Genomic DNA, 22838 nt, shown 5'->3' on the forward strand with positions numbered 1-22838 from the left:
AATAATGACAAATACACGTATAGAAATCAGGTTTGTAACAAACACGAAATCAGTTAGTTATAAAGTACTATCATAAAAGGTGCTTAATTGGACTCCAAAAGGGCGTTAATTGAACCTCAAAAGGGCATCTTTTGCAAGCCTATTAGGCGTCTTTAAGAAGCCAAAAAAGCATATATTGGCATTGAACCATATAAAAATAATTTACAAATATCCGTAATATGGGAATAAGTTGTTGGTAGAAGACGGAAAGACATAGTATCTATTTGCAATCTATATATTTAACAGAAGAAGCTTATTAATCCTCTTCTGCCCAATTATTGATGGTTAATAAGCCCCAAATCAACACCTTATTATACAAGTAATATCAGAGTTTTATTGTAACTTTGCAATACTTTCCACAAATGAAAGCTTACAACAATAAAACAAGACATGGTCAAAGCCGTTGTTAAGGCTATCCTCAAAAGGAAAAAGGATTTGTAGAATAGCTTTCTTTTGATGAAGGAAACTGGACAAATAAAGAAACAGAAGAGAAATGATATTACTAAGCTTCGATACGGAAGAGTTTGATGTACCACGCGAACATGGGGTAGACTTCTCCCTTGAAGAGGGCATGAAGGTATCCATTGAGGGTACAAATCGCATCCTCGACATACTGAAGGCGAATAACGTCTGCGCTACCTTCTTCTGCACTGGCAACTTTGCAGAACTGGCACCAGAGGTCATGGAGCGTATTAAGAACGAAGGGCACGAGGTGGCTTGTCATGGTGTTGACCACTGGCAACCCAAGCCAGAGGATGTTTTTCGTTCTAAAGAAATCATCGAACGTGTAACAGGTGTGAAGGTTGCGGGCTATCGTCAGCCACGTATGTTCCCTGTATCGGATGAGGATATAGAGAAGGCTGGCTACCTTTATAACTCTTCTTTGAACCCTGCTTTTATACCGGGTCGATACATGCACCTCACTACTCCACGCACATGGTTTATGCAAGGGAAGGTCATGCAGATACCTGCCAGCGTTAGCCCTCACCTACGTATTCCACTCTTTTGGCTGTCTATGCACAACTTCCCAGAGTGGTTCTATCTTCGTTTAGTTCGACAGGTATTGCGCCACGATGGCTATTTCGTGACCTATTTCCACCCATGGGAGTTCTATGACCTCAAGTCACATCCAGAGTTCAAGATGCCTTTTATCATCAAGAATCATAGTGGACACGAATTAGAACAGCGACTCGACCGCTTTATCAAGGCAATGAAGGCAGACAAGCAGGAGTTTATTACCTACGTTGACTTTGCCAAGCGCCAGAAGAAATAAGTTCGATTCCCGCTCTGAACAGCAGACAGCAGTCAAAGAAACACTCCCTATAAACACCCCAACAAGCAGAATATAAGATATGGTAAAACTTGCAACGGTCTCTCCGTGTTACAACGAGGAAGAGGTTTTAGAACAGTCAGCAGCACAGCTCATGGAGCTATTCGACGAACTCATCAGTCAGGGAAGGATTTCTGATGACTCGATGATTGTGTTTGTCAATGACGGAAGCCGTGACCGAACATGGGAGATTATCCAACAGCTCCACAGCCAGCATCCACGTATAAAGGGTATCAACCTCGCTCATAACGTGGGGCATCAGAATGCTATCATGGCTGGTATGATGACGGCAAAAGACTGGGCCGATGCTGTTATCACACTCGATGCCGACCTGCAAGATGACTATAAGAAATGTATTCCACAGATGATTGATGCCTTTGAAGACGGCAATGAGATTGTCTATGGGGTGAAGGTTTCACGCAAAGCCGACCCAATCTTGAAGCGTATGTCTGCACAGGCATTCTATCATCTACAAGAGAAGATGGGCGTGAACAGTATCTTTAACCATGCTGACTTCCGTCTGATGAGCCGTCAGTCCTTAGAGATACTCTCTGGATATAAGGAACGTAACCTCTATCTGCGTGGTCTCATCCCTTCTATCGGACTCAAGTCTACAACTGTTGACGACCGCATCAGTGAACGTAAAGCAGGTACTTCTAAATACACTTTGCGCAAGATGCTTAGCTTGGCATTAGATGGTATCACATCATTCTCCGTAAAACCAATCTACTATGTCATCTATCTTGGTATCGCCTTCTTGTTCGTCACCTTGTGCATAGGTATCTACGTCATCCACGCTTTCGTCAATCATACGGAGGTAGCAGGCTGGGCTTCACTCATTCTTAGTATTTGGCTCGTGGGTGCTATGCTGATGATTTCAATCGGTGCAGTGGGAGTTTATATTGCCAAAATATATGAAGAGGTAAAGCAGCGTCCACTTTATAACATCAGTCAAATACTCGATTAATCCCTTCTCACATGGCGATACGCATTAAAGAGCTTTGGCAACGCTGGCGAAAAGACTTCTGGCGACTCTTCCGTTTTGGTATAACGGGCACTATATGTTCGCTTATCCATTATGGAACCTATTGTCTCTTTCTACTCTTTACGAATACAACCATAGCTTATACAGCTGGTTACGGAGTGGGACTTCTTTGTAACTACGGACTTACAACTTACTTTACTTTTAAAGGAAAACCGTCAAAAAATAATGTTGCAGGCTTCGTTGGTAGCCACATACTCAACTATCTTTTAGAAATAGGATTGCTCCATCTCTTCCTTTGGTTAGGTATCAGCAAATGGCTGTCGCCTATCCTTGTGATGGTGATAGTTGTTCCTATCAACTTCGTTTTACTGCGTCTTGTGTTTGTAAAAGGGAGAAAGGGTGATGGGTGATAGGTGTTGAATGGTAGGTGTTAATGGTTGGCAGGATTGGGTGATGGGTGTTAGATGGTGGGTGTTGATGGTTTGCGAGATTCGTATTAGGCATCCGCACCATTGGTGTTAGGCGTCCGCACACATGGTGCGGAGCGTTCGCACGATTGGTGCTAAGCAGTAATACAGCAATAGAAAAGGGAAGAAAAAACTCATCCCCAAGCTCTTTATGATAAGAAAAGGGCTTGGGGATGATGCTTTATATCTTATTATACACCTCAAGAATCTGAGAGGCTACATCTTGATTTTCGAATCGTTTTACGTAGCGTTGGCTCTTGCTGACCATTTCCTTACGATGCTCTATCGCTGAAAGGATTGCAGCAGCATTGCCGTCGACATCGTCTGGACCTACATAAAGGCAATCAGGACCACCCGCTTCTTCCAAACAACTACCCATAGCAGCTACGACTGGCAATCCGCTTTGTATGGCTTCGATGATTGGAATACCAAATCCTTCATAACGTGAAGGATAGATAAAAGCCTCAGCCTGATTATAAATAGCTGCGAGAAGGTCGTTAGGTACACCTTGAAGGAAATGGATTCGCTCGCCAATTCCTAAACGTTTGATTTCTGCATCGAGCTTTTTCTGATACTTGGTCTGTCGTCCTACGATGACAAGATGTAAGTCGGAAGGTAGCTTTGCCATAGTACGAATACCCAAAAGAATATTCTTTCGCACTTCTACCGTTCCTACATTTAATATATAACGCTGTGGGAGTTGATACTTACGGCGGGCTTCCTCTATCAGTGAAGGACTTACCGACTGATTAAAGTGAGTGCTACAGCTTTGATAAACAAGGTCTATCTTGTCCTCTGGAAAGTCACCATAATATAAGATGTCACGCTTCGTACATTCGCTAATCGCAATGATACGGCTTGCCTCACGTAGTGTCTGATAGAACTTCCGCTTATAGAAGAAAACGTCAATAGCGGGATAGAACTCCGGATGACGTAGGAAGATAAGGTCATGAATAGTAACAACACCGGGGATGCCGGCTGCTGCCAAACCTGAAGGCAGTTCACCCGAAAGACCGTGATAAAGTTCTACTCCATCTGCTTTTAGGTCTTTTACCACCCCTTTCACACGCCACCAGTCACGCTGCAGACGGAAACGAAGGTGGTCGGGATAGCAGAACTGCACGTTATCTCGCAGTTCCACCTGATTGCGAAGGTCGTCACGTCCAGCATCAGGAGCATAGAGTCGTAAGTTTGTGTTAGGCATCAACGGGGCAAGGTCGTTGATGAGTGTGCGCCCATAGCTACCTAATCCGGTACCGTTTCTTACAATTCGCTTAGCATCATAACCTATTATCTTCTTATTCATGAGCATCGGCCTTTTCTATTGGGGTATAATCCTTTGTGCATAACTCATAACAAAGCCACAGCCAGAGAATACTGATTGGCAACGCACGGAGGGCATATTGCTTGATATATGCTTCTCGGATGAACTTCGGGAAGATGTCGCTGCTACCCATACCAGAGAGTAGGAAGACAAATACCATCAATGCTATCGCCCACTTTCCACGCTTCCAAGGAGCAGCGGTGTACCATATACAAACGCCTAACAAGGCTATCACGTATCCGCTGGCCTCACTACCTGTACTGAAAAGTATGACAAACAAGAGTACAGAGGCAAGTATCGTCTCACGGAAGGCAAGGTTCTTATACTGTGAGAAACGCAGGTAAGGAAGGGCAAAGAGTGCCATTCCGGGCAGAATCAGCCATAGGTCAGAATAGTTCATACAGCCAGTTGTACGACGAACAAGTCCTAAAAGGGAGATATTCTGCTGAATAGAACCGAGGTTCTCTGCATTCTTTTCCACTAAACAAGTGAACCATTCGTGGTATTGTCCTATGACATAAGATGGCGAACTAATAAGCATTGGCGCACAGAAGAGTACAACTGACCATATTGTAAGCCACATCAACAATCTCAACTTGTGCCGAGAGAATAGGAAGAAAGCCAACCCTACGATACCATACAGTTTCACCAACGTACCTAAAACGATGAAGAATGCAGCCCAACCGTCCTTTTCTTTCTCAATAAGAAAGAAAGAAGAGAGAATCATTGCAGCCACAGCAATATTGAACTGCTGCATAAAAAGTGCGGTAGGAAGCGTTATTCCACAGAACCAAAGTATGAAAATCTTCTGTTGTTCACGTAGTCCTGAACGGACAATAGCTAAATATAGCCATGCTGTTAGGAACACTAACCATAGCAACATACCCGCCCAAAGAGGCAGAAGGGCAAAAGGTGCGATGACAAGTGAGAACACCGGACCATAATGATTCACATCCCAATATTCCGCAGGATAGGCTGTATAGAGTGAAGTTTGATTCACTGTGTGCCAGTAAACACCACGGAAGATAAGGAAGTTATTGAAACTTCGATTGTACTTCAGCATTCCTGCGAGGGCAATGATAAACCATAAGCCCATAAGGAACCATCGGTTAGAGAGTAAAGGATGGTGTAAGAGTTGCTTTATTCTATCTTTCATCACATTTATTTCTTAGGAAACAGACAAGGGATATTCCTTTTCAACCATCGGTTTAACTTCTCCATCGGGGTTCGTTTCCAACTATGAGCACAATAGTGTATGGCGTATGAAGCTGGTGTTGCCTCATACTTGTTGCCTGCAAAGATTTCCGAACGGAATACCATCATATTGTCTTCGAGTGGTTGATCTTTATCCAAGTATTTAAAACCATACTTTTCCATTACCCTTGCATAGACAAATGGAGAGATAACTCCCTTACCATTAGAGCCTTCTGGATAAATAAACTCACGCTTCTCATAGTCGTCTAAGACGTCTTTAACAAACTGACAGCCAGCCTCAGAACCCATCACTGCCGCCTGAATCTGTATTCCTGAGACGAAATCATCCTTGATACGATTACCTTCTTTATCAATCATATCCATCGCACCGGTCATCTCTATCTGCTTTGGATGATACTCTAATGAAGTGAAGAACTTATAGTTAAGGAATTCATCAAATGACTTCAACACCTTTACATCAGAGTCAAGATAAATACCACCTTCGGTATATAGCGCATACATACGGATATAATCTGCAGCAAAAGCCCACTTACGTTGCTCGAAAGCTTCGCGCACATAGACTGGAGCCTTTGACATATCGAAGTTCTCAGTGTTCCATAATTTTATCTCATAGTCGGGCAACACCTTCCTCCAAGTGTCCATACACTTCTGTATTTTATCAGGATATGGGTCGTTGCTGAGCCAGCAGTAATGAATGACTTTGGGTATCATAGCTATATGGTTATTAATTGTTACTAACTTATTGATTCTTTAATTTACAGAGGAAATAGACGAAATAAAGACGTGGTAGAAGTCGAATCTGCTCTAAACATCCGTCTAATTCTCTGATAATTCGTATGTTGTCATATAGTCCTCGTGATCGGTTCGTGTTGGAAACACCCGTTGTATCAAAGTTGGCAATAGCAAAAGGCAGTTGAAGAAAGCGATAATGCTTTTTCCAAAGCAACTTATACAACTTGAAGTCTGCTGACATTCGATGACTTGTATCGTATGGGAAAGTTCGAAGACAGGCTGTACGTGTCAGACAACTTTGATGACAAAAGTACATTCTATGACTATTATGCGGTGGCTCTGCAGCCTTAACAGTTCCATTCTTTACGACATCACCATAAATAACATCAGCCTCACGCGGAACTTGAAAAATCCGATTCAAAACGTCATCAGCAGCAAATGTGTCACCAGCATTGAGAAAGATGCACCACTCTCCTGTAGCCATTGCAACTCCTTTGTTCATTGCATCATAGATACCCTCGTCTTGTTCCGTTATCCAATGACTGATATGAGCTTCATACTTACGAATTATCTCTATCGTACCATCGGTAGAACCGCCATCAACAACAACGTATTCAATGTGCTCATACTGCTGTGCCAAAACGCTACGGATAGTCTTCTCTATCAGTGATACAGCGTTATAACAAACGGTAATGACCGTAACTAAAGGCTTTTCTATCATAGTAATGAATAATTCAAACACATTTTATACCAATAAAACACATTGCCTTTACCAAATCAGTAGGTATTTCTATCTTTCAAATATACTTTCCAACAAATCCGATAATGCGTTGTTTTTTTCAATTGGCATAATGCAAATGTACAGAAAAAAATCGTATCTTTGCCCATAAGATGGAAAAAAAAGAGATATCAGTTGTTATCAACACCTACAATGCTGAGAAATTCCTGCAGCGTGTACTCGACTCCGTTAAGGACTTCGATGAGGTTGTTATCTGCGATATGGAGAGTACTGACCATACCGTGGAGATTGCTCAACGTGCCGGATGTAAGGTTGTTACTTTCCCAAAAGGTAATCATACCTGTGTCGAACCAGCCCGAAACTTTGCCATACAAAGTGCTAAAAGCCCGTGGGTACTCGTCGTTGATGCTGACGAATTGGTGACACCAGAACTGAGATCTTATCTCTATCAGCACATCGACAAGCCTAACTGTGCGAAAGGTCTTTATATTCCAAGGCAGAACCGATTTATGAATACCCCTAAGAAAGGATTTTCAAAGGATTACCAACTACGCTTCTTTATCTGCGAAGGAACTGTATGGCCTCCATACATACACTCCATTCCACAAGTGCAGGGATCTGTTGAACACATCAATAACCATCTTTACAACGTACAATTAATTCACTTAGCGGAGAACTATTTAGCTGATATGTTAGAGAAATGCAACCGCTATACCACTAACGAAGTCCTCAAAAAACAGGGCAAGAACTATGGAGTTGGTGCATTACTCTTCCGTCCTTTCTGGCGTTTCTTCAAATCCTACTTTATGAATGGAGAAATAAGAAACGGTGTTACAGGTTTTATTGATAGTGTTATGACAGGCTTCTACCAGTTTATGATTGTTGCGAAAGTAATAGAGGCAAGGATAAAGAAACAGAGTGAAGACGAACAGAAATAAACGAATCATTATAATATAACAATAGAGGGTGTAAGCTTCAAAACTTACACCCTCTATCGTTTTGTTACTGTTGCGTCCTCCAATACAAACCAAAATACACCTGACGGAGTAGGTTGCGGGCTGCCGTAAGTCGCTCAGCCTTATTTTGATAGCTTGGTATAGCTTCTATCTGGTCAACGTTTGCACTATAATAAGTACTGTCCGAAACGGACGTATCTAAGAGGTTTTTACCCATCTTGAAATACTTTGTATTACGGAAAGCAAAGGGGGCGACCGTTGCTAAGATATCATCATGACTTCCCCATCGATTAGTTAGCTTGTTATAAGCCTCCTTGCGTAGGTAAGGTGGGAGATAGACATAGAGCGGAACGGAATGTTCATACCGCTTATCGATTACATCATTATTAAGAATAACGCGCACGTTATGGTCACCTGTGATAACAAGTATCGTATTCTTTGCTGCTGCAGAGGCTTTGAAGCGATTGAGAAAGTCATTCAGTGTCTTGTTATAATAGCGGAATCCAGTGAGATACTTATCCAAAACCTTACGATTATGCTCTGCAAAACACTTCTTACCATAGAAAGAATCGGGCAAAGGAGGAAGTTTCAAGTCCTTTGGGAACTCAAAAGGTGGATGATTTGTCGTCGTCATCACAGTTATCATCTGCCGTTTCTTTGATGGTTTATTTAACTTATCTAACAATGCTTGGAAGAGGTATTCATCGTAAACACCAATACTATTATAAGTCGCATGAGGATAGTCTTTCAAGAGAAAGAACTTATCGTAGACTGCATCAAACTGCTGATGAGGCAATGCTTCAGCACAGTTCTCCCACGCAGCATCCATTCCCGACATAAACATCGTTGTATAGTTGCTGGCTTTGAAAGGTAAGGCAATCGACGTAGGCAGCGTATTGAAACGATAAGATGAAGTAAAGAAGTGTGGAAAAGGAGTAGACACAAAGAGGTTTTCAAGCGAATTTATCGTACCATTCTGAACCGATTGGAAGTTGCGGAAAAGCAAATCTTCTTTGAAATGACGGTCCAAACCGAAGTTCATCTCCGCATCCTTCTGTTGGAGATTGAACAGATAATTACTCCAACTCTCGCTATAAATAATTACAACATTAGGCTGTGGTTGCTTTAAACTGTCACCCACTTCTGCGAATAATGCATGTTGCAAGGCTGTTAGCGTGTCGTTCTTTGCTATCTTTATCTGCCCATCGGTATAAACATCTAATGCTTCTTGCAGACTCTTAAACTTATATTGTGCTAATAAGTCATCTGTACTCTCAACCTTAAAGGCCTTAGCTTTCTCTTTACAAGCCTTCTTCAACATGTAGATAGCATTGGGAACAAGGTCGTTCAGAAGCTTCTGATTTGATACAAAGGTGTCTTCTATCTGCAAAGGGAAACGCCATACCGACCCACGCATACCAATAACTACAAAAGCAATATACAGTAAAATGATAACCGAAAGTTTAATAAGCTGACCGCGTGAAGTCTTCCGACCGCCTAAAGAACAGTTCGTTTGACGAGCCAACACCTTATCTGATTCTATTCTACGAATGACATAAAGGATCAATAATGAGAGGAAAAGGAAGGCTAAACCTTCATAAACACAATGGTATTCTTCCCATATCGCCTGTATCAAACTTATTGGTCCTTCATTGAAGAAATCAAAGAAAGTGAGGTTAATATGGCTATTGAAATTAGAAAAGAAGCCCAAATCTATACCGCTGAGTGCCAGTATAAGAATGTTGACAATAGCGTAATAAACCTTACGGAAACGGCTCAATACACGATCAGTCCACGGCTTACGAAGGGCTGCAAAAACAAAGGTCAGAACTGTTGGAAGCAACAAAACGTAACAAACTACCTGCATATCAAAACGCAGGACATTGAAAAGTAAACGTGGAAGAACAGTTAGGTTGCTGCCTATAAGACCCATCGGAACAAACGCAATAGCAAAGCAAATGCGCACAAAAAATAGGATAACAAGGATGACAGCAGAGTGCTTTAGCAGATATGTTAAGTTCTTATACATTATTTCTTATTACTTATTTCGGGGTTTGTTCTTACTTATTTCGACTTTAAAATAGAATGTTTTCTGTAACAACAGAGCATCAAGAGTCATTGTTCTTATCGTTATTTCTACTCATAATAAGCATCATAAGTAGACTTCCCGACAGCTTGTGGCTATTTTTTTTCATGTAAATAAATATTTTTCTTCATGACAATAAATATTTATTTTCATGAAAATAATTCTTTCTTTTCATGAAAATAATTCACTAAAAGACGTCGATTGTATGACCATACACTACGGAATATTGATGAACTGTTACTGTTTTCTTATGTTATTTACGGCTTCAAAGACTATATGATATTGCGAAAGAGATTATCAAAGTAGTCAAAGCAATCCTCTTGTAAGGGCTTGTTGATATCTTTAATCCAATACAATGGAGTGTTACGATACATTGATGCAACGAGGGTAAACGTACTCGGTGGACCGATTAGATAGTCGCAATGAGATAGAAGACACAGGTCCTCTCCCGGATTACCTTGTGGAAAGACGACATTTTCTTGCCCAAAAGCCTCGCTATAAGCTTGCTTATTGAGTTTTGGATCATTACCACAAATATAGATTACAACACGTTTATTAGGATGAAGGAGGATAAACTGACGGATAATATTAATCATCTGCTTATCGTCATAGAGAAATCTACCATCATTCCATGTGGCATAATCACCACGACGGATATGTACACCCAATCTGATGATACCCTCTTTAGACGATACTTCAAGCAATGAAGTAACCTTGCTTTCTATGTGAGAATCAAAAGCAAATAAGGATAATATCTCTGGCTTATACTGTAAGAAAAGGTCATACCAACGAGCAAACCACCCCTCAGCAACAAGACATCCACGCCTCATTGCTTTTTCCTTTTCAGTTAAGTCTTCGTCAGGTGTATCAAATGTGACGGTAGGTATTAGCTTTAATTGGGCTGCATACTTTGCAAAAAGATAAACAAAAAAATTATGCCAACGAGTCCTACAGATATGAAAGTATTGATACTTGTAAGCAAATCGCATTGAAACCGTCTTCCGATTGTTCGCCCTTGCCCAAGCATATAGATGTCCATATTGCAGAATGTTATTACACATCCGCCCTTTATCTCTTACAAAAATCATTCCTTATCTTTTTTCCTTATAATCTCATCCAGTGGCTCCAAACTTACTCTTCCAGTCTTCTCATCATAGCGTAAGTTAAACTCTTCGCGCGTACGCTTCCATCTTTTATGACTCCAAAGATAAAGTTCTGGCTGTCGACGGATAGTTTCTTCTAACAACTGAAAGTATTTATCGGTTATTTCCCAATCCTTATATTTTGCTGGTTCAGTGGTTATCAACTTGAAATCACACTGATAATAGCCTCTTCGAACACGTGAGACATCACCATAGAAAACGGCTTGTCCTGTCTTCTTTATGATACGTTCACTACCTGTTAAGACGGGTGTATCGTGATTTAGGAAGTCTACCCAATGATGAATATTATTCCAGAAAGGTGCTTGATCAGCGATATACCCAATCACAATAGGTTGTTTCTTCTGGCGATAAGAAACTACTTGTCGCAGTGTCTCTGCCATTGGAATACAAAGTGCATGATGTTTTTCGCGTACAGACTTGAAGAGTTTATCAAATCGTTCGTTCTTCAACGGATGATAAACTTGGCAACACTGTGCCTTCTCAGAAACCCATAAAGGCAAGGATGTTATAAACTCCCAATTACCATAATGTCCAAGATATACAGCACAGGATACTCCCTTTTCAAGCAACTCGTTCATTTCTTCTATTCCTGTGAAAACCATCCTCTGACGAAGTTCACGCTTACTCATATTGAGAAGCTTGATAGTTTCTACAAGATAATCACAGAAGTAATGATAAAAACCACGTTCTATACGCTGCAATTCAGCCTCATCTTTCTCTGGAAAACTGTCCTTGAGGTTCTTCCAAATAACCTTATGACGATACTTTACAACCTTTCCGACCAAAAGATAAAGGCAGTAAGAAAAGACATAAAGTAGGCTCATTGGCAACAAAGACATCGTATACCAAAAGGTATATGATAGTGCGTAAGCAATATAAGAAAGTCCTTTTTTCATTTTACAAGAAGTCTATCTATCTTCAATGAAATTACTTATATCTCCTGCATATCATGCAGTTTCTTATAGTAGCCTTCGATATCCATAAGTTCATCGTGCGTACCCCGCTCTACAATCTCACCTTCGTGCAGTACGCAAATCTCATCGCTATTCTTGATAGTAGATAGGCGATGCGCTACAGCTATGGTCGTACGCGTCTTCATAAGCTTATAAAGGGCATCCTGTACAAGGCGCTCACTCTCTGTATCGAGGGCTGATGTCGCTTCGTCAAGGATAAGGATTGGAGGGTTTTTAAGGATAGCACGCGCAATACTTACACGCTGACGCTGTCCACCAGAGAGGCGTCCACCACGATCACCGATGTTTGTGTCGTATCCTCGCTCACTATGCATGATAAACTCATGAGCGTTGGCAATCTTCGCAGCTTCGACTATTGCCTCATCTGTAGCATTGACACCGAAAGAGATGTTATTCTTGAAACTATCGTTGAAAAGGATTGCCTCTTGGTTTACATTACCAATAAGCTGGCGGAGATCGTGTACTCCTAAATCCTTAATATTGATTCCGTCAATGAGAATCTCACCTTCCTGCACATCGTAGTAACGAGGGATGAGGTCGAGCAAGGTAGACTTTCCGCTACCGCTCTGTCCTACCAAGGCAACAGTCTTACCCTTTGGAATAACGAGGTTGATATCCTTCAATACCCAGTGGAGTTCTGGCTTGCCCTCATCGTCCTTACCATCTGTATAAGCAAAGCTGACATGTCGGAACTCAATCTCATGTTCGAAGCTATCAATATGCACTGGTTTCTCAGGTTCTTGTATCTTCACTTCTGCCTGTAGAATTTTGTCAATACGATCCATTGAAGCAAGTCCCTTAGGAATGTTATAGCCTGCGCGGGAGAATTCCTTCAATGGATTGAGAATACTATAGAGGATAACAAGATAGTAGATGAAGGTAGGACCGCTGATAATTGGTGATTCACCCAAGACAAGGGTACCACCAAACCAAAGTACGACAACAATCATGACCGTTCCAAGGAACTCACTCATCGGATGCGCTAACTGCTGACGAATGTTCACACGCATGATGTCGCTGCGGTATTCTGAGTTGATCTTATCAAAGCGTTCGTTCATCATTCCTTCAGCACAGAAGGCTTTGATGACTCTTAATCCGCCTAAAGTCTCTTCCACCTGACTCATCGTATCACTCCACAACTTCTGTGCTGTCATACTGTTCTGCTTTAGCTTTCTACCAACAAAGCCCATAAACCATCCGAAGATAGGTACGAAAATGAGCGTGAAGAGTGTCAACTGCCAAGAGATAACAAGTAGTGTGGTAAAGTAAATGATGATAAGAACAGGGTTCTTAAAGAGCATGTCGATAGATGACATGATAGAGTTGTCAACCTCTTGAACATCACCACTCATACGAGCGATGATGTCTCCCTTTCTTTCCTCACTGAAGAAGCCAAGAGAAAGAGATGTAATCTTCTCATAGAGTTGGTTGCGAATATCACGCACTACGCCTGTTCGGATAGGAATGATTGATGCAGAAGAAAGGAAATAGGCACCAGTCTTTAGGAAAGTCATAAAGGCAAGAATCAAACCGATAGCCAACAGGACGGTTGTTGGTCCCCAACTGGTGATGTATATCTGCGTGTAATAATCTGCATTGTTCGATAGTACCTCCTTAAAAGAACCTTCGCTCCAAGCCATTGCACGCGTTGCTCCCGTTCCTGCATCTACCTTAAAAAGAATCTGAAGGAGTGGGATAAGGGTAGCAAAGGAGAATATATTGAGAAAGGCTGACAATATATTAAAAATAATTGACAGCACAAGGTACTTCTTATAGGGTGGTATGAACCTGCGTAAAACGTGTATGAATTCCTTCATAGATATGTTATCTGGTTATCCAATTTTCTATTTTTATAATATGGACTGGCGCCCCTCCTGTATACTCAACTTCATAGTATCAATATCAACATCAGACCATGAACCAGCAAGACTACCGAGCAAACCAAGTTTCTCTTTATGCTCCAGCTTTGCTTCCTCTTCTTTTGCTTCATGAATAAGTCGCTCACCCAGCCAACGTTTGACTCTCGGAGAGAGTGACATTGAGTTGACGAAGTTCAGGAAACTTCCAATATTGATAACTGCATCCATACTACTTCTTATTTAAATTCCTATGTGCAAATATAAGTATAAATAGTAAAACCGCAAAATTGTTTTGCGGTTTTATCTTTTTATATAAACTATATTTATACTTCTTCTCCAAAGAGTGTGGCACTGGTTGAGCCTGTAATGCGTACGCGGACCGTCTCACCAATATGATGATTGCCACGTGGCATGACTACAGCCTTGTTCTGTGGCGTACGTCCCATCAGCTGTTCACGGCTTCGTTTACCAAAGCGCTCGATAAGAATATCAAACTCCTTTCCCTCATCTTTCTTGTTCTGTTCGGCAGAGATTTCAGTCTGAAGGCGAATCAACTCATTCAAACGACGAATCTTCTCTTCCTCAGATACATTGTCAGGGAGGTGCTTTGCAGCATAAGTACCTGGTCGTTCAGAGTACTTGAACATAAAGGCTGAATCGAAACCTACCTCTCGCATCAATGAAAGCGTTTGCTGGAAGTCTTCTTCTGACTCATTATGATAACCAATAAAGATATCAGTTGTCAATCCACAATCAGGAACAAGACGACGAATAGCAGCGACTTTCTCAAGGTAGTCCTCACGTGTATATTTACGATTCATCACCTTCAGCACACTATTACTACCACTCTGTGCAGGGAAGTGGATATGATTACAGAGGTTAGGCTCGGTAGCTACTGCCTCAATAATATCCTCTGTCATATCTTCTGGGTTAGAAGTCGTGAAGCGCACACGCATATCTGGTACGCTCTGTGCCACCTTATGCAACAATTCTGCAAAGGAAACACCATTCTCTGGACGCTTACCATTAGGCAACAAGCCATATGAATTAACGTTCTGACCTAAGAGTGTAACCTCCTTAAAGCCCTTATCGTGCAAGTCTTTAACCTCTTTCAAGATACTCTCTACATCACGAGAACGCTCCCGACCACGTGTGAAAGGTACGATACAATAGTGACAGAAGTTATTGCAACCACGCATGATACTAACGAAGCCCGACACTCTATTGCCACCAATACGCTGTGGGATAACATCACGATAGGTCTCAGTGGTAGAGAGTTCGATATCCAAAGCATTCGTACCATTCTCACACTGTGCTATCATATCAGGCAAGTTGAGGTAGGAGTCTGGTCCACACACAAGGTTGGCATGGTGATTTTGAATTAAGTCGTCTCTTACTCGCTCTGCCATACATCCTAACACGCCCAAGATAAGGTCGCGCCCTTTCTTCTGCTCAGCGTGCAAAGCTTCTAAACGATTGTATATCTTGTTCTCTGCGTTCTCACGTACAGAACAGGTATTAAGGAAGATTGCGTCTGCTTCATCCTCATTCTCACATACGTCATAGCCTGCCATCTTCATGACTGAAGCCACGACTTCAGAGTCTGCCACATTCATTTGGCAGCCGTATGTCTCAATATATAGTTTCTTCATTCTGTTGTTATCTCGAAAAAATTAGCATGCAAAGATACTAAATTTATCGCATACAACCGAAAAACGTTCTGACTATTTGAGTCTTATGGCGTGCTAACACGGTCTTTTTATCTAATTAAGTCGCTTGATAAACATTTCTCATACAAGTTTTGCCAGTGATATATCATTCCTTTTATCACGACAATTATGCTGTGTCTTACTTATATTCAACCAATGTGATAAAGCTCAGCACGAGTGGTGCGAAGGCTTAGCACATATGGTGCGGAGGCTTAACACCACACGTGCGGAGGGATAAACATCCTACAGTATATCACCAATATAGGTGGAACTTATTATCAAGAAGGGCTATACAAACGGCATTTAGGTTGATCAGATTGTAAGATTTGCAAAACTTACAAACTCGTTTACGCCCTTTATCGGATATTTTCCGTACCTTTGCAGACCGATTAGACACATTCACAATAAATAAAGGATAGCTACAGGTCAGTAAAAGCATAGAGATAAGTAGGCTAAAGGTTACTGATAAACTCAATGCCTGATAACTGCCTGGTAATGAAAATAAAACAATGAACAAGAATACAAATGATTTTGAGATAATGGCACCTGTAGGCTCACGAGAGTCGCTCGCAGCTGCCATCAATGCCGGAGCTAACTCTGTTTACTTCGGTATTGGGAAGCTGAATATGCGTTCGCATTCAGCTAACCACTTCACCATCGACGACCTCAAAGAGATTGCCGAGACCTGTAACGCAAAGGGAATACAAACTTATCTGACTGTAAACACTGTCATCTATGGCGAGGATATTGAGACAATGCACGAGATTATCGATGCTGCTAAGGCTGCAAATATCACTGCTGTCATTGCCAGTGACGTTGCTGTAATGATGTATTGCCGTCAGGTGGGGGTTGAGGTTCACCTCTCAACACAGCTGAATATCTCTAATATTGACGCCCTAAAGTTCTACGCTCAGTTTGCTGATGTTGCCGTATTGGCACGCGAGCTGAACATGGATCAGGTGAAGGAAATACACGAACAGATTATCAAACAGAATATCTGTGGACCAAAGGGACAGCCTATTCGTATCGAGATGTTCTGCCATGGTGCCTTCTGTATGGCAATTTCGGGCAAGTGCTATATGAGTCTTCACGACTCTAACCGCTCTGCTAATCGTGGTGCTTGTACTCAGATATGCCGTCGTAGCTATACGGTTACAGACAATGAGACTGGCAATCAGCTTGAGATTGACAACAAGTACATTATGAGTCCTAAGGACTTAAAGAGTGTTCGCTTCATTGATAAGATGATGGATGCTGGTGTACGTGTGTTTAAGATTGAGGGTCGTGCACGTGGACCAGAGTATGTTCACACCGTTGTGAGCTGCTACAAGGAGGCTATCGAGAGCGTACTCGATGGTACCTTCACCGAAGAAAAGAAGGACCAGTGGGACGAACGACTCTCAACAGTCTTCAACCGTGGCTTCTGGGATGGCTACTATCAAGGTCAGAAGATGGGCGAATGGACAAAGGATTATGGCAATAAGGCTACAGAGAAGAAGGTGCTCATCGGTAAGGTGATAAAGTATTTCTCTCGTCTTGGTGTGGCTGAGGTGGCTGTTGAGGCTAACACCTTCGTAAAGGGAGAGAAGCTTCTTATCACTGGTAACAGCACTGGAGCTATGTTCCTCAATGCTGAAGAAATCCGTTACGAACTCAATCCTGTTGATAAAGCAGAACAAGGTTGGCGTGTTTCTATCCCTGTACCGGACAAGGTTCGCCCAAATGATAAACTGTTTAAGTTAGTAACAAAGTAAATTAATAATTCACAATTCACAATTCATAATTATGATTAGTGTTAATTCAAAATTCAGAATTCACAATTCATAATTATGATTAGTATGGTAATTCTGAATTCAACATTCATAATTCACAATCCAAATTCACAACGATGATTACTTCTATTGGTTAATATTATATGGTAAATAACAATATAGTAAATTGCTTGTAGCAATAAACTCTACCAACAAAGGTAATCATAATTATGAATTTTGAATTATGAATTCTGAATTAAAATAAGGCAATTATGACAATAAACGAAGCACAAGATGCGGTAATTGGTGAGTTTGAGGACTTCACTGATTGGATGGATAAATACCAAATGCTCATTGACTTGGGTAACGAGTTAGAGCCATTAGAGGAGCAGTATAAGAACGAGCAGAACCTTATTGATGGTTGTCAGAGCCGTGTATGGCTGCAGTGTGACAATGTAGATGGTAAACTTATCTTCACTGCTGACTCTGATGCACTCATCACAAAGGGTATCATTGCCCTTCTGATACGTGTGTTAAGCAATCATACTCCACAAGAGATTATCGATGCTGACCTGTATTTCATTGACAAGATAGGTCTCCGCCAGCATCTCTCACCTACACGTAGCAACGGCTTGCTATCTATGGTGACAAAGATTAAGGCGTATGCTGTAGGGTTTAGTTTGCAGTAAGAAAGCCTCCCCCAACCCCTCCGAAAGGAGGGGAGTGCAGATAACAAAAACCATACATAAGCTGACATGCTATTTTATAAAGAGCATCAAGAACTATCCATAACATAGGGGTATCTCGGTATTCACGCCCCTCCCTATGGGGGAGGGGAAGGGGGAGGGGCTGGTAGTATATGGACGGGCTTTATTATTTTATGAGAAAACTACACACAATAGAAATGAATAGGCTTTCCCTTGAAGAATTCAAGGAAGCTGATAAACTGCCACTCATCGTTGTGTTAGACGATGTGCGGTCGTTACATAATGTAGGAAGTGTCTTCCGTTCGGCTGATGCTTTCCGTGTGGAAGCTGTCTATCTATGCGGTATTACCGCCACACCTCCTAACGCAGAGATTCATAAGACGGCACTCGGTGGTGAGGACTCAGTTGACTGGCGTTACTTTGAACGTACAGAGGATGCCATCGAAGAACTCCATCGTCAAGGCGTATTCGTGTATAGTGTAGAACAAGTGGAAGGCTCAACAAAGCTACAAGACCTCAACACACAGAACCCAACAAACCATCAACACCCAACACCCAACACCCAACACCCATCCCCCCACTACGCTATCGTGTTAGGCAACGAGGTGAAAGGTGTAAAGCAAAGTGTCGTGGATATGAGCGACGGCTGTCTTGAAATTCCACAGTTCGGCACCAAACACTCATTGAATGTTAGTGTAACAACCGGTATTGTCATTTGGGAGTTTGCGCGTCAGCTACTTATAAAGTAGGTTTCAAACAACTGACGACAGAAGATATAGGGGGCGTATATGCCCCCTTTTTGATTTCAAATCACATGAAAACAGCCTGCATAAGTGGGAATAAAGCAGTAGTAGAGTTCACCTTCTGCGAATTATTTTCATGAAGAAAAATAATTATTTACATGAAAAGAAATATTTATTTTCATGAAGAAAAAGAATTATTTTCATGAAAATAAATTATAAGCCTTGCAATGTTTGACCGCTTATTATTGTGAATAGGGTTTGTTAATACGCATACTTCCACTACCCTTCATGGTGTATAAATCCTTAAAATCATATTTTTACAAGCAATCTTCTTGCTTGTTTTTCTAATATTACATACCTTTGTGAAATCGAAATCAATATAGAAGGATGGTATCATATTAAAGCTATGATATCTAAAAACGACTTAACTTAAAACTAAAAATGAATAGATTATGAAGAAGGTATTATTGTATCTACTTGCTTTACCAGTAGTTATGTTGCTATTGGCAAGCTGTCATTCTGAAGAAGATGACTTTATTGATAGGCCTGATGCGAAGAGTTTGATTATTAAAGGGGTTGCTAAAACGCCAGACGGACAACCAATTCCTAACATAGAAGTGAAGTTGGATTATATGATTATGTCTGGTATTTTTTCTACTAAGGTATATCATAAGGCCAAGGCAACGACGGATAAGGATGGTGACTACATAATGTTTTTCAACTTAAGCGACAAAGAATTAAAGTCTTTGACCACTGATTCAGCTGATGTAGGCACCGACTACTCTCTACAGATGACGTTGGATTTGAGTAAGTTGGATGACAAAGTGTTTCTATTACCTACTGATATCACAGCAGTACATCCGTTGAGTGAGAAAAAGATCTTCTATTCGTATTATATAGTGCCAGGTCGTTTACAAAAAGGACAGGTGTATGAGCAGAATATATTCATCCCTCGCAAGCAGCTTGTGAAGGTAAGGATAGAAACGAATGGGACTATTAACGAGAAGGATAGCTTTGCCATTTGTAATAAAGTCTGGTATGGTATGGAGAATCAAATACCGGAGAATTTTAATCAAGCAAGAGGCTATTTAAACTTTTACCAACCCGTGAAACTGAAGAATACACATAGTCAGACGGTGGAGATCTCATGTGCAGTTGAGCAGAACAGTAAGCTTAGCTTGTATCGTCTACCATATGGAGAGTATAATTATAAGGAGTATTCTTCGGTGGTTGAGGTCCCTGTGATGCAAACAGGAGGTGAGTTGATACTTAGGATGCATTAGGCTTATTCTGTGGCTGTTTAGTCTTAGTAGGGCTACTCTCATGGGTATAGTAACAAAAATAGGGGCTGAGTGCTCAGTCCCTATCACCTTGTTTTGTATTTGTCTTAAATAGCTCGAAGCACCACGGCAATGGTCTTCATGCGCACATAGTTCTCACTTAAGAACATAAAACCATGGTAGCGATTGGCTGTTCCCCAGCTATTCTTGCAGAGGAAGAAGCGACGGCCGTGCTGGTCGTGGGCCAATCCAACGATTTCCATGACGTGGTCATCGGTTGTGCGACGTGCCTCAAAAGAAGCCTGCCGACGCTCTGCTGTCACCTTTTTTTCTTCATGTTTCAACACAGCAAAGCCATTTCCAAATAAGAAACCAGGCTCTGATATGTCACCTTCCCAGCACACAGGATGTCCTGCTCGTAGACTCTGAACAATGCGATTCATCATCGTGTCGAGTGGAACATTGAGGAAAGTGTCATGAAAGTAATTATCAGGTACTTCCAAAGGGAAGCGTTGTCCGTAAGGATGATGTGTGAAACTGGTTAGTGCTACGTACTCATCATCAGTGCATACGCTATGTGCAAACTCTAATGGAGTGTATAATGCGCCTAACATAAAGACCTGATTGGGTAGTGGTCCGATATACTTATCCAATAGTTTCTCCGCATCATTGCCCTTATCCAACTTACGACAAAGAACGTTATAGTCCATATCAGGCTTATGACGATAGGCATCATAATGCTGCAAACCGTAGGTTTGTATAAGGTCGAGTGCCATAGTACACATTCCACGCGTTGTGATACCAGCCTCCTTCTGAACAATCTTATTAGGGAGTAAACGACGACGATTTGCCTGCTCACTAAGGTACATACGTGCCACATAGTCAGGACTTAAGTTTACAGAATCACCCCGCATGATATGCTCTGTCTCAAGGGTTGCAAGCATTCCATAGACCCAGCAGAGCGAACTCGAACCTTGATCCTTCACTGGGGTAGTAGGAAGACGCAAGTCGACTGTGAACTTCTCCTCTGGAAAAGAGATGTTGCTCCGTTGTTGCCCACAGCTTACTAACACTAAACATGTCAAGAATATAAAGATACTTTTCTTCATTCTTCAATTCAATATTACCGTTTCTGTCTTGCATTTGGTTCTTGATAATGCAGCATTATCCCATAACCAGCACTAAAAACAATCGCTAAGTTAACTATAGAACATTTGTCTTAACTCCTCTCACTCCCTTTCACTCCTTAACTCCTTCGTCTCTGCTCTCCCTCAATACTCTACCATCTTAGTCCAAGCCTCAGCCACTTCCTTGTCTAATGGTGGGACAACAGCAGGGATAGAGAAGGTCCAAACGCTGTTCTTCTCTTTCTTAATACGTTTGAGTTCACTATCAGTGATAGTCATACGGTCTGATACATAGAACTCACTCCAGACGTCAATTCGCTCGTCATCATCCTCTCCACGGTAGTGAGCAAAGAAGGTTTGATGCTTCTGTGAGGCAAGGAGAAGATTATTAGAGAGATAACTCTCGCTCTCATCATACTGAGTCATACGAGCCACAATACCATACATACGCAGCTGACTCATATCTACTTCGTGCTTTGGTTGTCCGACAAGTTCGTCCATCTCAAGGGTTGTAATGACCTCTGTCTTCCCATTAATCTTCCGCTTTTCCTTGCTTATCTTACCGCATTTATCAGCCCATCGGTACACATCTCCATTGTTGCGAGTGGAGTATTCCTCGCTGTCAATACTCTTAAGGAGCGTCTGCCGTTCCAGATTAGGGAGTGAAATGCGCACAAAGGTATCATCGCCATTGGCTTTCGGAGCCTTACGACGACGTTCACCAAGAAACTTTCGTTCAACAAAAGGCGATCCTTTCTTCCCTTCTGAAGCCTCAGTAGTAGTGTCAGAAAGCGGTATATAAAACTCCATCATACCGTCAATAAAATAGCTAAGCATAGAGTTTGTGCTCTGATAGACACGATAATAGCCTTTCAGACGGGTGTATTGTCGTTCCTGCGCCTGTGTATTCACGACCGCAAGAATGAGTATTATGGAAAGCAAGAAACTACGTTTAAACATTTCTTTTAGTATTTATATGAGTACAAATCATAGGTATTCCATTAGGATTCCCCACACGGCTATGATATGACAAATGCTACCTGCGAGGACGAAGAAGTGGAATACTGTGTGCATATACTTACGCTTGTTGAGCGAATAAAACAGTGCACCAGTAATATACATGACTCCTTCTGCAAAGATCCAGACGAGCGATTGCGTTTCTAAAGCATCGACTAATGGCTTGAAGGCGACCAATACTGATAGCCCCATACCGATGAATGTCAACGTTTCTAAGTTACTATGGTCACGCAGTTTACGGAAGGATGAGATGGTGCCGAGTATTGCACAGAGCCATACAAAAGCAAACAAACCCCAGCCCCAAGCACCTTGATTGCGCAAGGCTATCAGTGTTATGGGAGAATAAGAACCTGCTATATGCCAATAAATAGCGGCATGGTCCCACTTCCGCAACCGTTCTTTCCATACAGAATGGGCAGAGAGGGCATGATAGACGGTCGACGTGATATAACTGAAAAGCATCCCGACAAGATATAATATCACACCCGCTGTTGCCCAACCAGCCTTCTCACGGGAGCACCAAACAAGGAAAATCGTACCGAACACTACGCCCAGTACGATTCCTCCACTATGACTCCATGAGTTCCATAGTTCCTCTTTGTGTGAAAAGAATATCTTTCGTCTCACCTTGACAA

The 22838-nt window shown here is 41.7% G+C and carries 21 protein-coding genes; 8 read left to right on the forward strand and 13 right to left on the reverse strand.

All coding sequences use genetic code 11. The features are described 5' to 3' along the window. The first annotated feature begins 532 nt into the window (after positions 1 to 532). From HMPREF0659_RS06965 to HMPREF0659_RS06975, 3 genes are all read left to right on the forward strand, one after another. Complete coding sequence (locus tag HMPREF0659_RS06965; RefSeq protein WP_013264968.1) at positions 533 to 1312, forward strand: polysaccharide deacetylase family protein; 780 nt, start codon at positions 533 to 535, stop codon at positions 1310 to 1312. 79 nt (positions 1313 to 1391) lie between these two features. Further along, a complete protein-coding gene (locus HMPREF0659_RS06970; protein ID WP_013264170.1) occupies positions 1392 to 2336 on the forward strand; it encodes a glycosyltransferase family 2 protein in 945 nt (314 codons plus the stop codon). An 11-nt stretch (positions 2337 to 2347) separates the two neighbouring features. Further along, entirely contained in the window at positions 2348 to 2764 is a 417-nt protein-coding gene (locus tag HMPREF0659_RS06975) for a GtrA family protein (protein ID WP_013264756.1), read from the forward strand. A 238-nt stretch (positions 2765 to 3002) separates the two neighbouring features. Here the strand turns inward: HMPREF0659_RS06975 and HMPREF0659_RS06980 are convergent, their stop codons facing one another. The 4 genes from HMPREF0659_RS06980 to HMPREF0659_RS06995 are packed head-to-tail and all read right to left on the reverse strand — an operon-like array spanning position 3003 to position 6834. Further along, positions 3003 to 4127 (reverse strand): glycosyltransferase family 4 protein, encoded by a 1125-nt coding sequence (locus tag HMPREF0659_RS06980; protein ID WP_013264679.1) that lies wholly within the window; start codon positions 4125 to 4127, stop codon positions 3003 to 3005. Next, complete coding sequence (locus tag HMPREF0659_RS06985) at positions 4120 to 5301, reverse strand: glycosyltransferase family 87 protein (protein ID WP_013264109.1); 1182 nt, start codon at positions 5299 to 5301, stop codon at positions 4120 to 4122. The genes HMPREF0659_RS06980 and HMPREF0659_RS06985 overlap by 8 nt, the downstream gene beginning before the upstream one ends. 5 nt (positions 5302 to 5306) lie before the next feature. Then, positions 5307 to 6089 (reverse strand): glycosyltransferase family 32 protein, encoded by a 783-nt coding sequence (locus HMPREF0659_RS06990; protein ID WP_262502351.1) that lies wholly within the window; start codon positions 6087 to 6089, stop codon positions 5307 to 5309. A gap of 10 nt (positions 6090 to 6099) precedes the next feature. After that, positions 6100 to 6834, reverse strand: coding sequence for a glycosyltransferase family 2 protein (locus tag HMPREF0659_RS06995; protein WP_226893178.1), 735 nt, complete (start codon positions 6832 to 6834; stop codon positions 6100 to 6102). Positions 6835 to 6983: 149 nt separating this feature from the next. Here HMPREF0659_RS06995 and HMPREF0659_RS07000 point away from each other — a divergent pair, with 149 nt between their 5' ends. Further along, on the forward strand, positions 6984 to 7769 hold the full coding sequence (locus HMPREF0659_RS07000; RefSeq protein ID WP_013263949.1) for a glycosyltransferase family 2 protein: 786 nt from the start codon (positions 6984 to 6986) through the stop codon (positions 7767 to 7769). A gap of 64 nt (positions 7770 to 7833) precedes the next feature. Here the strand turns inward: HMPREF0659_RS07000 and HMPREF0659_RS07005 are convergent, their stop codons facing one another. The 6 genes from HMPREF0659_RS07005 to miaB form a co-directional block, all read right to left on the reverse strand. Then, the gene (locus HMPREF0659_RS07005) at positions 7834 to 9816 is read right to left on the reverse strand and encodes an LTA synthase family protein (RefSeq protein ID WP_013263885.1); all 1983 of its coding nucleotides are present in this window, start codon (positions 9814 to 9816) and stop codon (positions 7834 to 7836) included. 329 nt (positions 9817 to 10145) lie between these two features. Next, complete coding sequence (locus HMPREF0659_RS07010) at positions 10146 to 10961, reverse strand: O-fucosyltransferase family protein (RefSeq protein WP_013264694.1); 816 nt, start codon at positions 10959 to 10961, stop codon at positions 10146 to 10148. Next, positions 10958 to 11932 (reverse strand): lysophospholipid acyltransferase family protein, encoded by a 975-nt coding sequence (locus HMPREF0659_RS07015; protein ID WP_013264548.1) that lies wholly within the window; start codon positions 11930 to 11932, stop codon positions 10958 to 10960. Before HMPREF0659_RS07015 ends, HMPREF0659_RS07010 begins: the two co-directional genes overlap by 4 nt. Positions 11933 to 11967: 35 nt before the next feature. After that, positions 11968 to 13827, reverse strand: coding sequence for an ABC transporter ATP-binding protein (locus HMPREF0659_RS07020; protein ID WP_013264243.1), 1860 nt, complete (start codon positions 13825 to 13827; stop codon positions 11968 to 11970). A 33-nt stretch (positions 13828 to 13860) separates the two neighbouring features. After that, the gene (locus HMPREF0659_RS07025; RefSeq protein ID WP_013264344.1) at positions 13861 to 14097 is read right to left on the reverse strand and encodes a hypothetical protein; all 237 of its coding nucleotides are present in this window, start codon (positions 14095 to 14097) and stop codon (positions 13861 to 13863) included. Positions 14098 to 14192: 95 nt separating this feature from the next. Next, the gene (miaB, locus tag HMPREF0659_RS07030; protein ID WP_004358995.1) at positions 14193 to 15521 is read right to left on the reverse strand and encodes a tRNA (N6-isopentenyl adenosine(37)-C2)-methylthiotransferase MiaB; all 1329 of its coding nucleotides are present in this window, start codon (positions 15519 to 15521) and stop codon (positions 14193 to 14195) included. 566 nt (positions 15522 to 16087) lie between these two features. Between miaB and HMPREF0659_RS07035 the strand changes: the two genes are divergently transcribed. From HMPREF0659_RS07035 to HMPREF0659_RS07050, 4 genes are all read left to right on the forward strand, one after another. Beyond that, positions 16088 to 17332, forward strand: a complete 1245-nt coding sequence (locus HMPREF0659_RS07035; protein ID WP_044045939.1) for a peptidase U32 family protein — start codon at positions 16088 to 16090, stop codon at positions 17330 to 17332. A 269-nt stretch (positions 17333 to 17601) separates the two neighbouring features. Beyond that, on the forward strand, positions 17602 to 18018 hold the full coding sequence (locus HMPREF0659_RS07040) for a SufE family protein (RefSeq protein ID WP_013264161.1): 417 nt from the start codon (positions 17602 to 17604) through the stop codon (positions 18016 to 18018). 191 nt (positions 18019 to 18209) lie between these two features. After that, positions 18210 to 18785 carry an RNA methyltransferase gene (locus HMPREF0659_RS07045; RefSeq protein WP_044046012.1) on the forward strand — a complete coding sequence of 192 codons (576 nt, stop codon included), beginning with the start codon at positions 18210 to 18212 and terminating at the stop codon, positions 18783 to 18785. A gap of 446 nt (positions 18786 to 19231) precedes the next feature. Continuing rightward, positions 19232 to 20062 (forward strand): peptidase associated/transthyretin-like domain-containing protein, encoded by an 831-nt coding sequence (locus tag HMPREF0659_RS07050; protein WP_013264287.1) that lies wholly within the window; start codon positions 19232 to 19234, stop codon positions 20060 to 20062. A 104-nt stretch (positions 20063 to 20166) separates the two neighbouring features. Here the strand turns inward: HMPREF0659_RS07050 and HMPREF0659_RS07055 are convergent, their stop codons facing one another. From HMPREF0659_RS07055 to trhA, 3 genes are all read right to left on the reverse strand, one after another. After that, the gene (locus tag HMPREF0659_RS07055) at positions 20167 to 21168 is read right to left on the reverse strand and encodes a C1 family peptidase (RefSeq protein ID WP_044045940.1); all 1002 of its coding nucleotides are present in this window, start codon (positions 21166 to 21168) and stop codon (positions 20167 to 20169) included. 162 nt (positions 21169 to 21330) lie between these two features. Further along, positions 21331 to 22146 carry a hypothetical protein gene (locus HMPREF0659_RS07060; protein ID WP_013264484.1) on the reverse strand — a complete coding sequence of 272 codons (816 nt, stop codon included), beginning with the start codon at positions 22144 to 22146 and terminating at the stop codon, positions 21331 to 21333. Between the two features lie 27 nt (positions 22147 to 22173). After that, entirely contained in the window at positions 22174 to 22830 is a 657-nt protein-coding gene (trhA, locus tag HMPREF0659_RS07065) for a PAQR family membrane homeostasis protein TrhA (RefSeq protein ID WP_013264678.1), read from the reverse strand. Positions 22831 to 22838 lie beyond the last annotated feature (8 nt).

This window comes from Prevotella melaninogenica ATCC 25845 (genome assembly GCF_000144405.1).
Lineage (GTDB): Bacteria > Bacteroidota > Bacteroidia > Bacteroidales > Bacteroidaceae > Prevotella > Prevotella melaninogenica.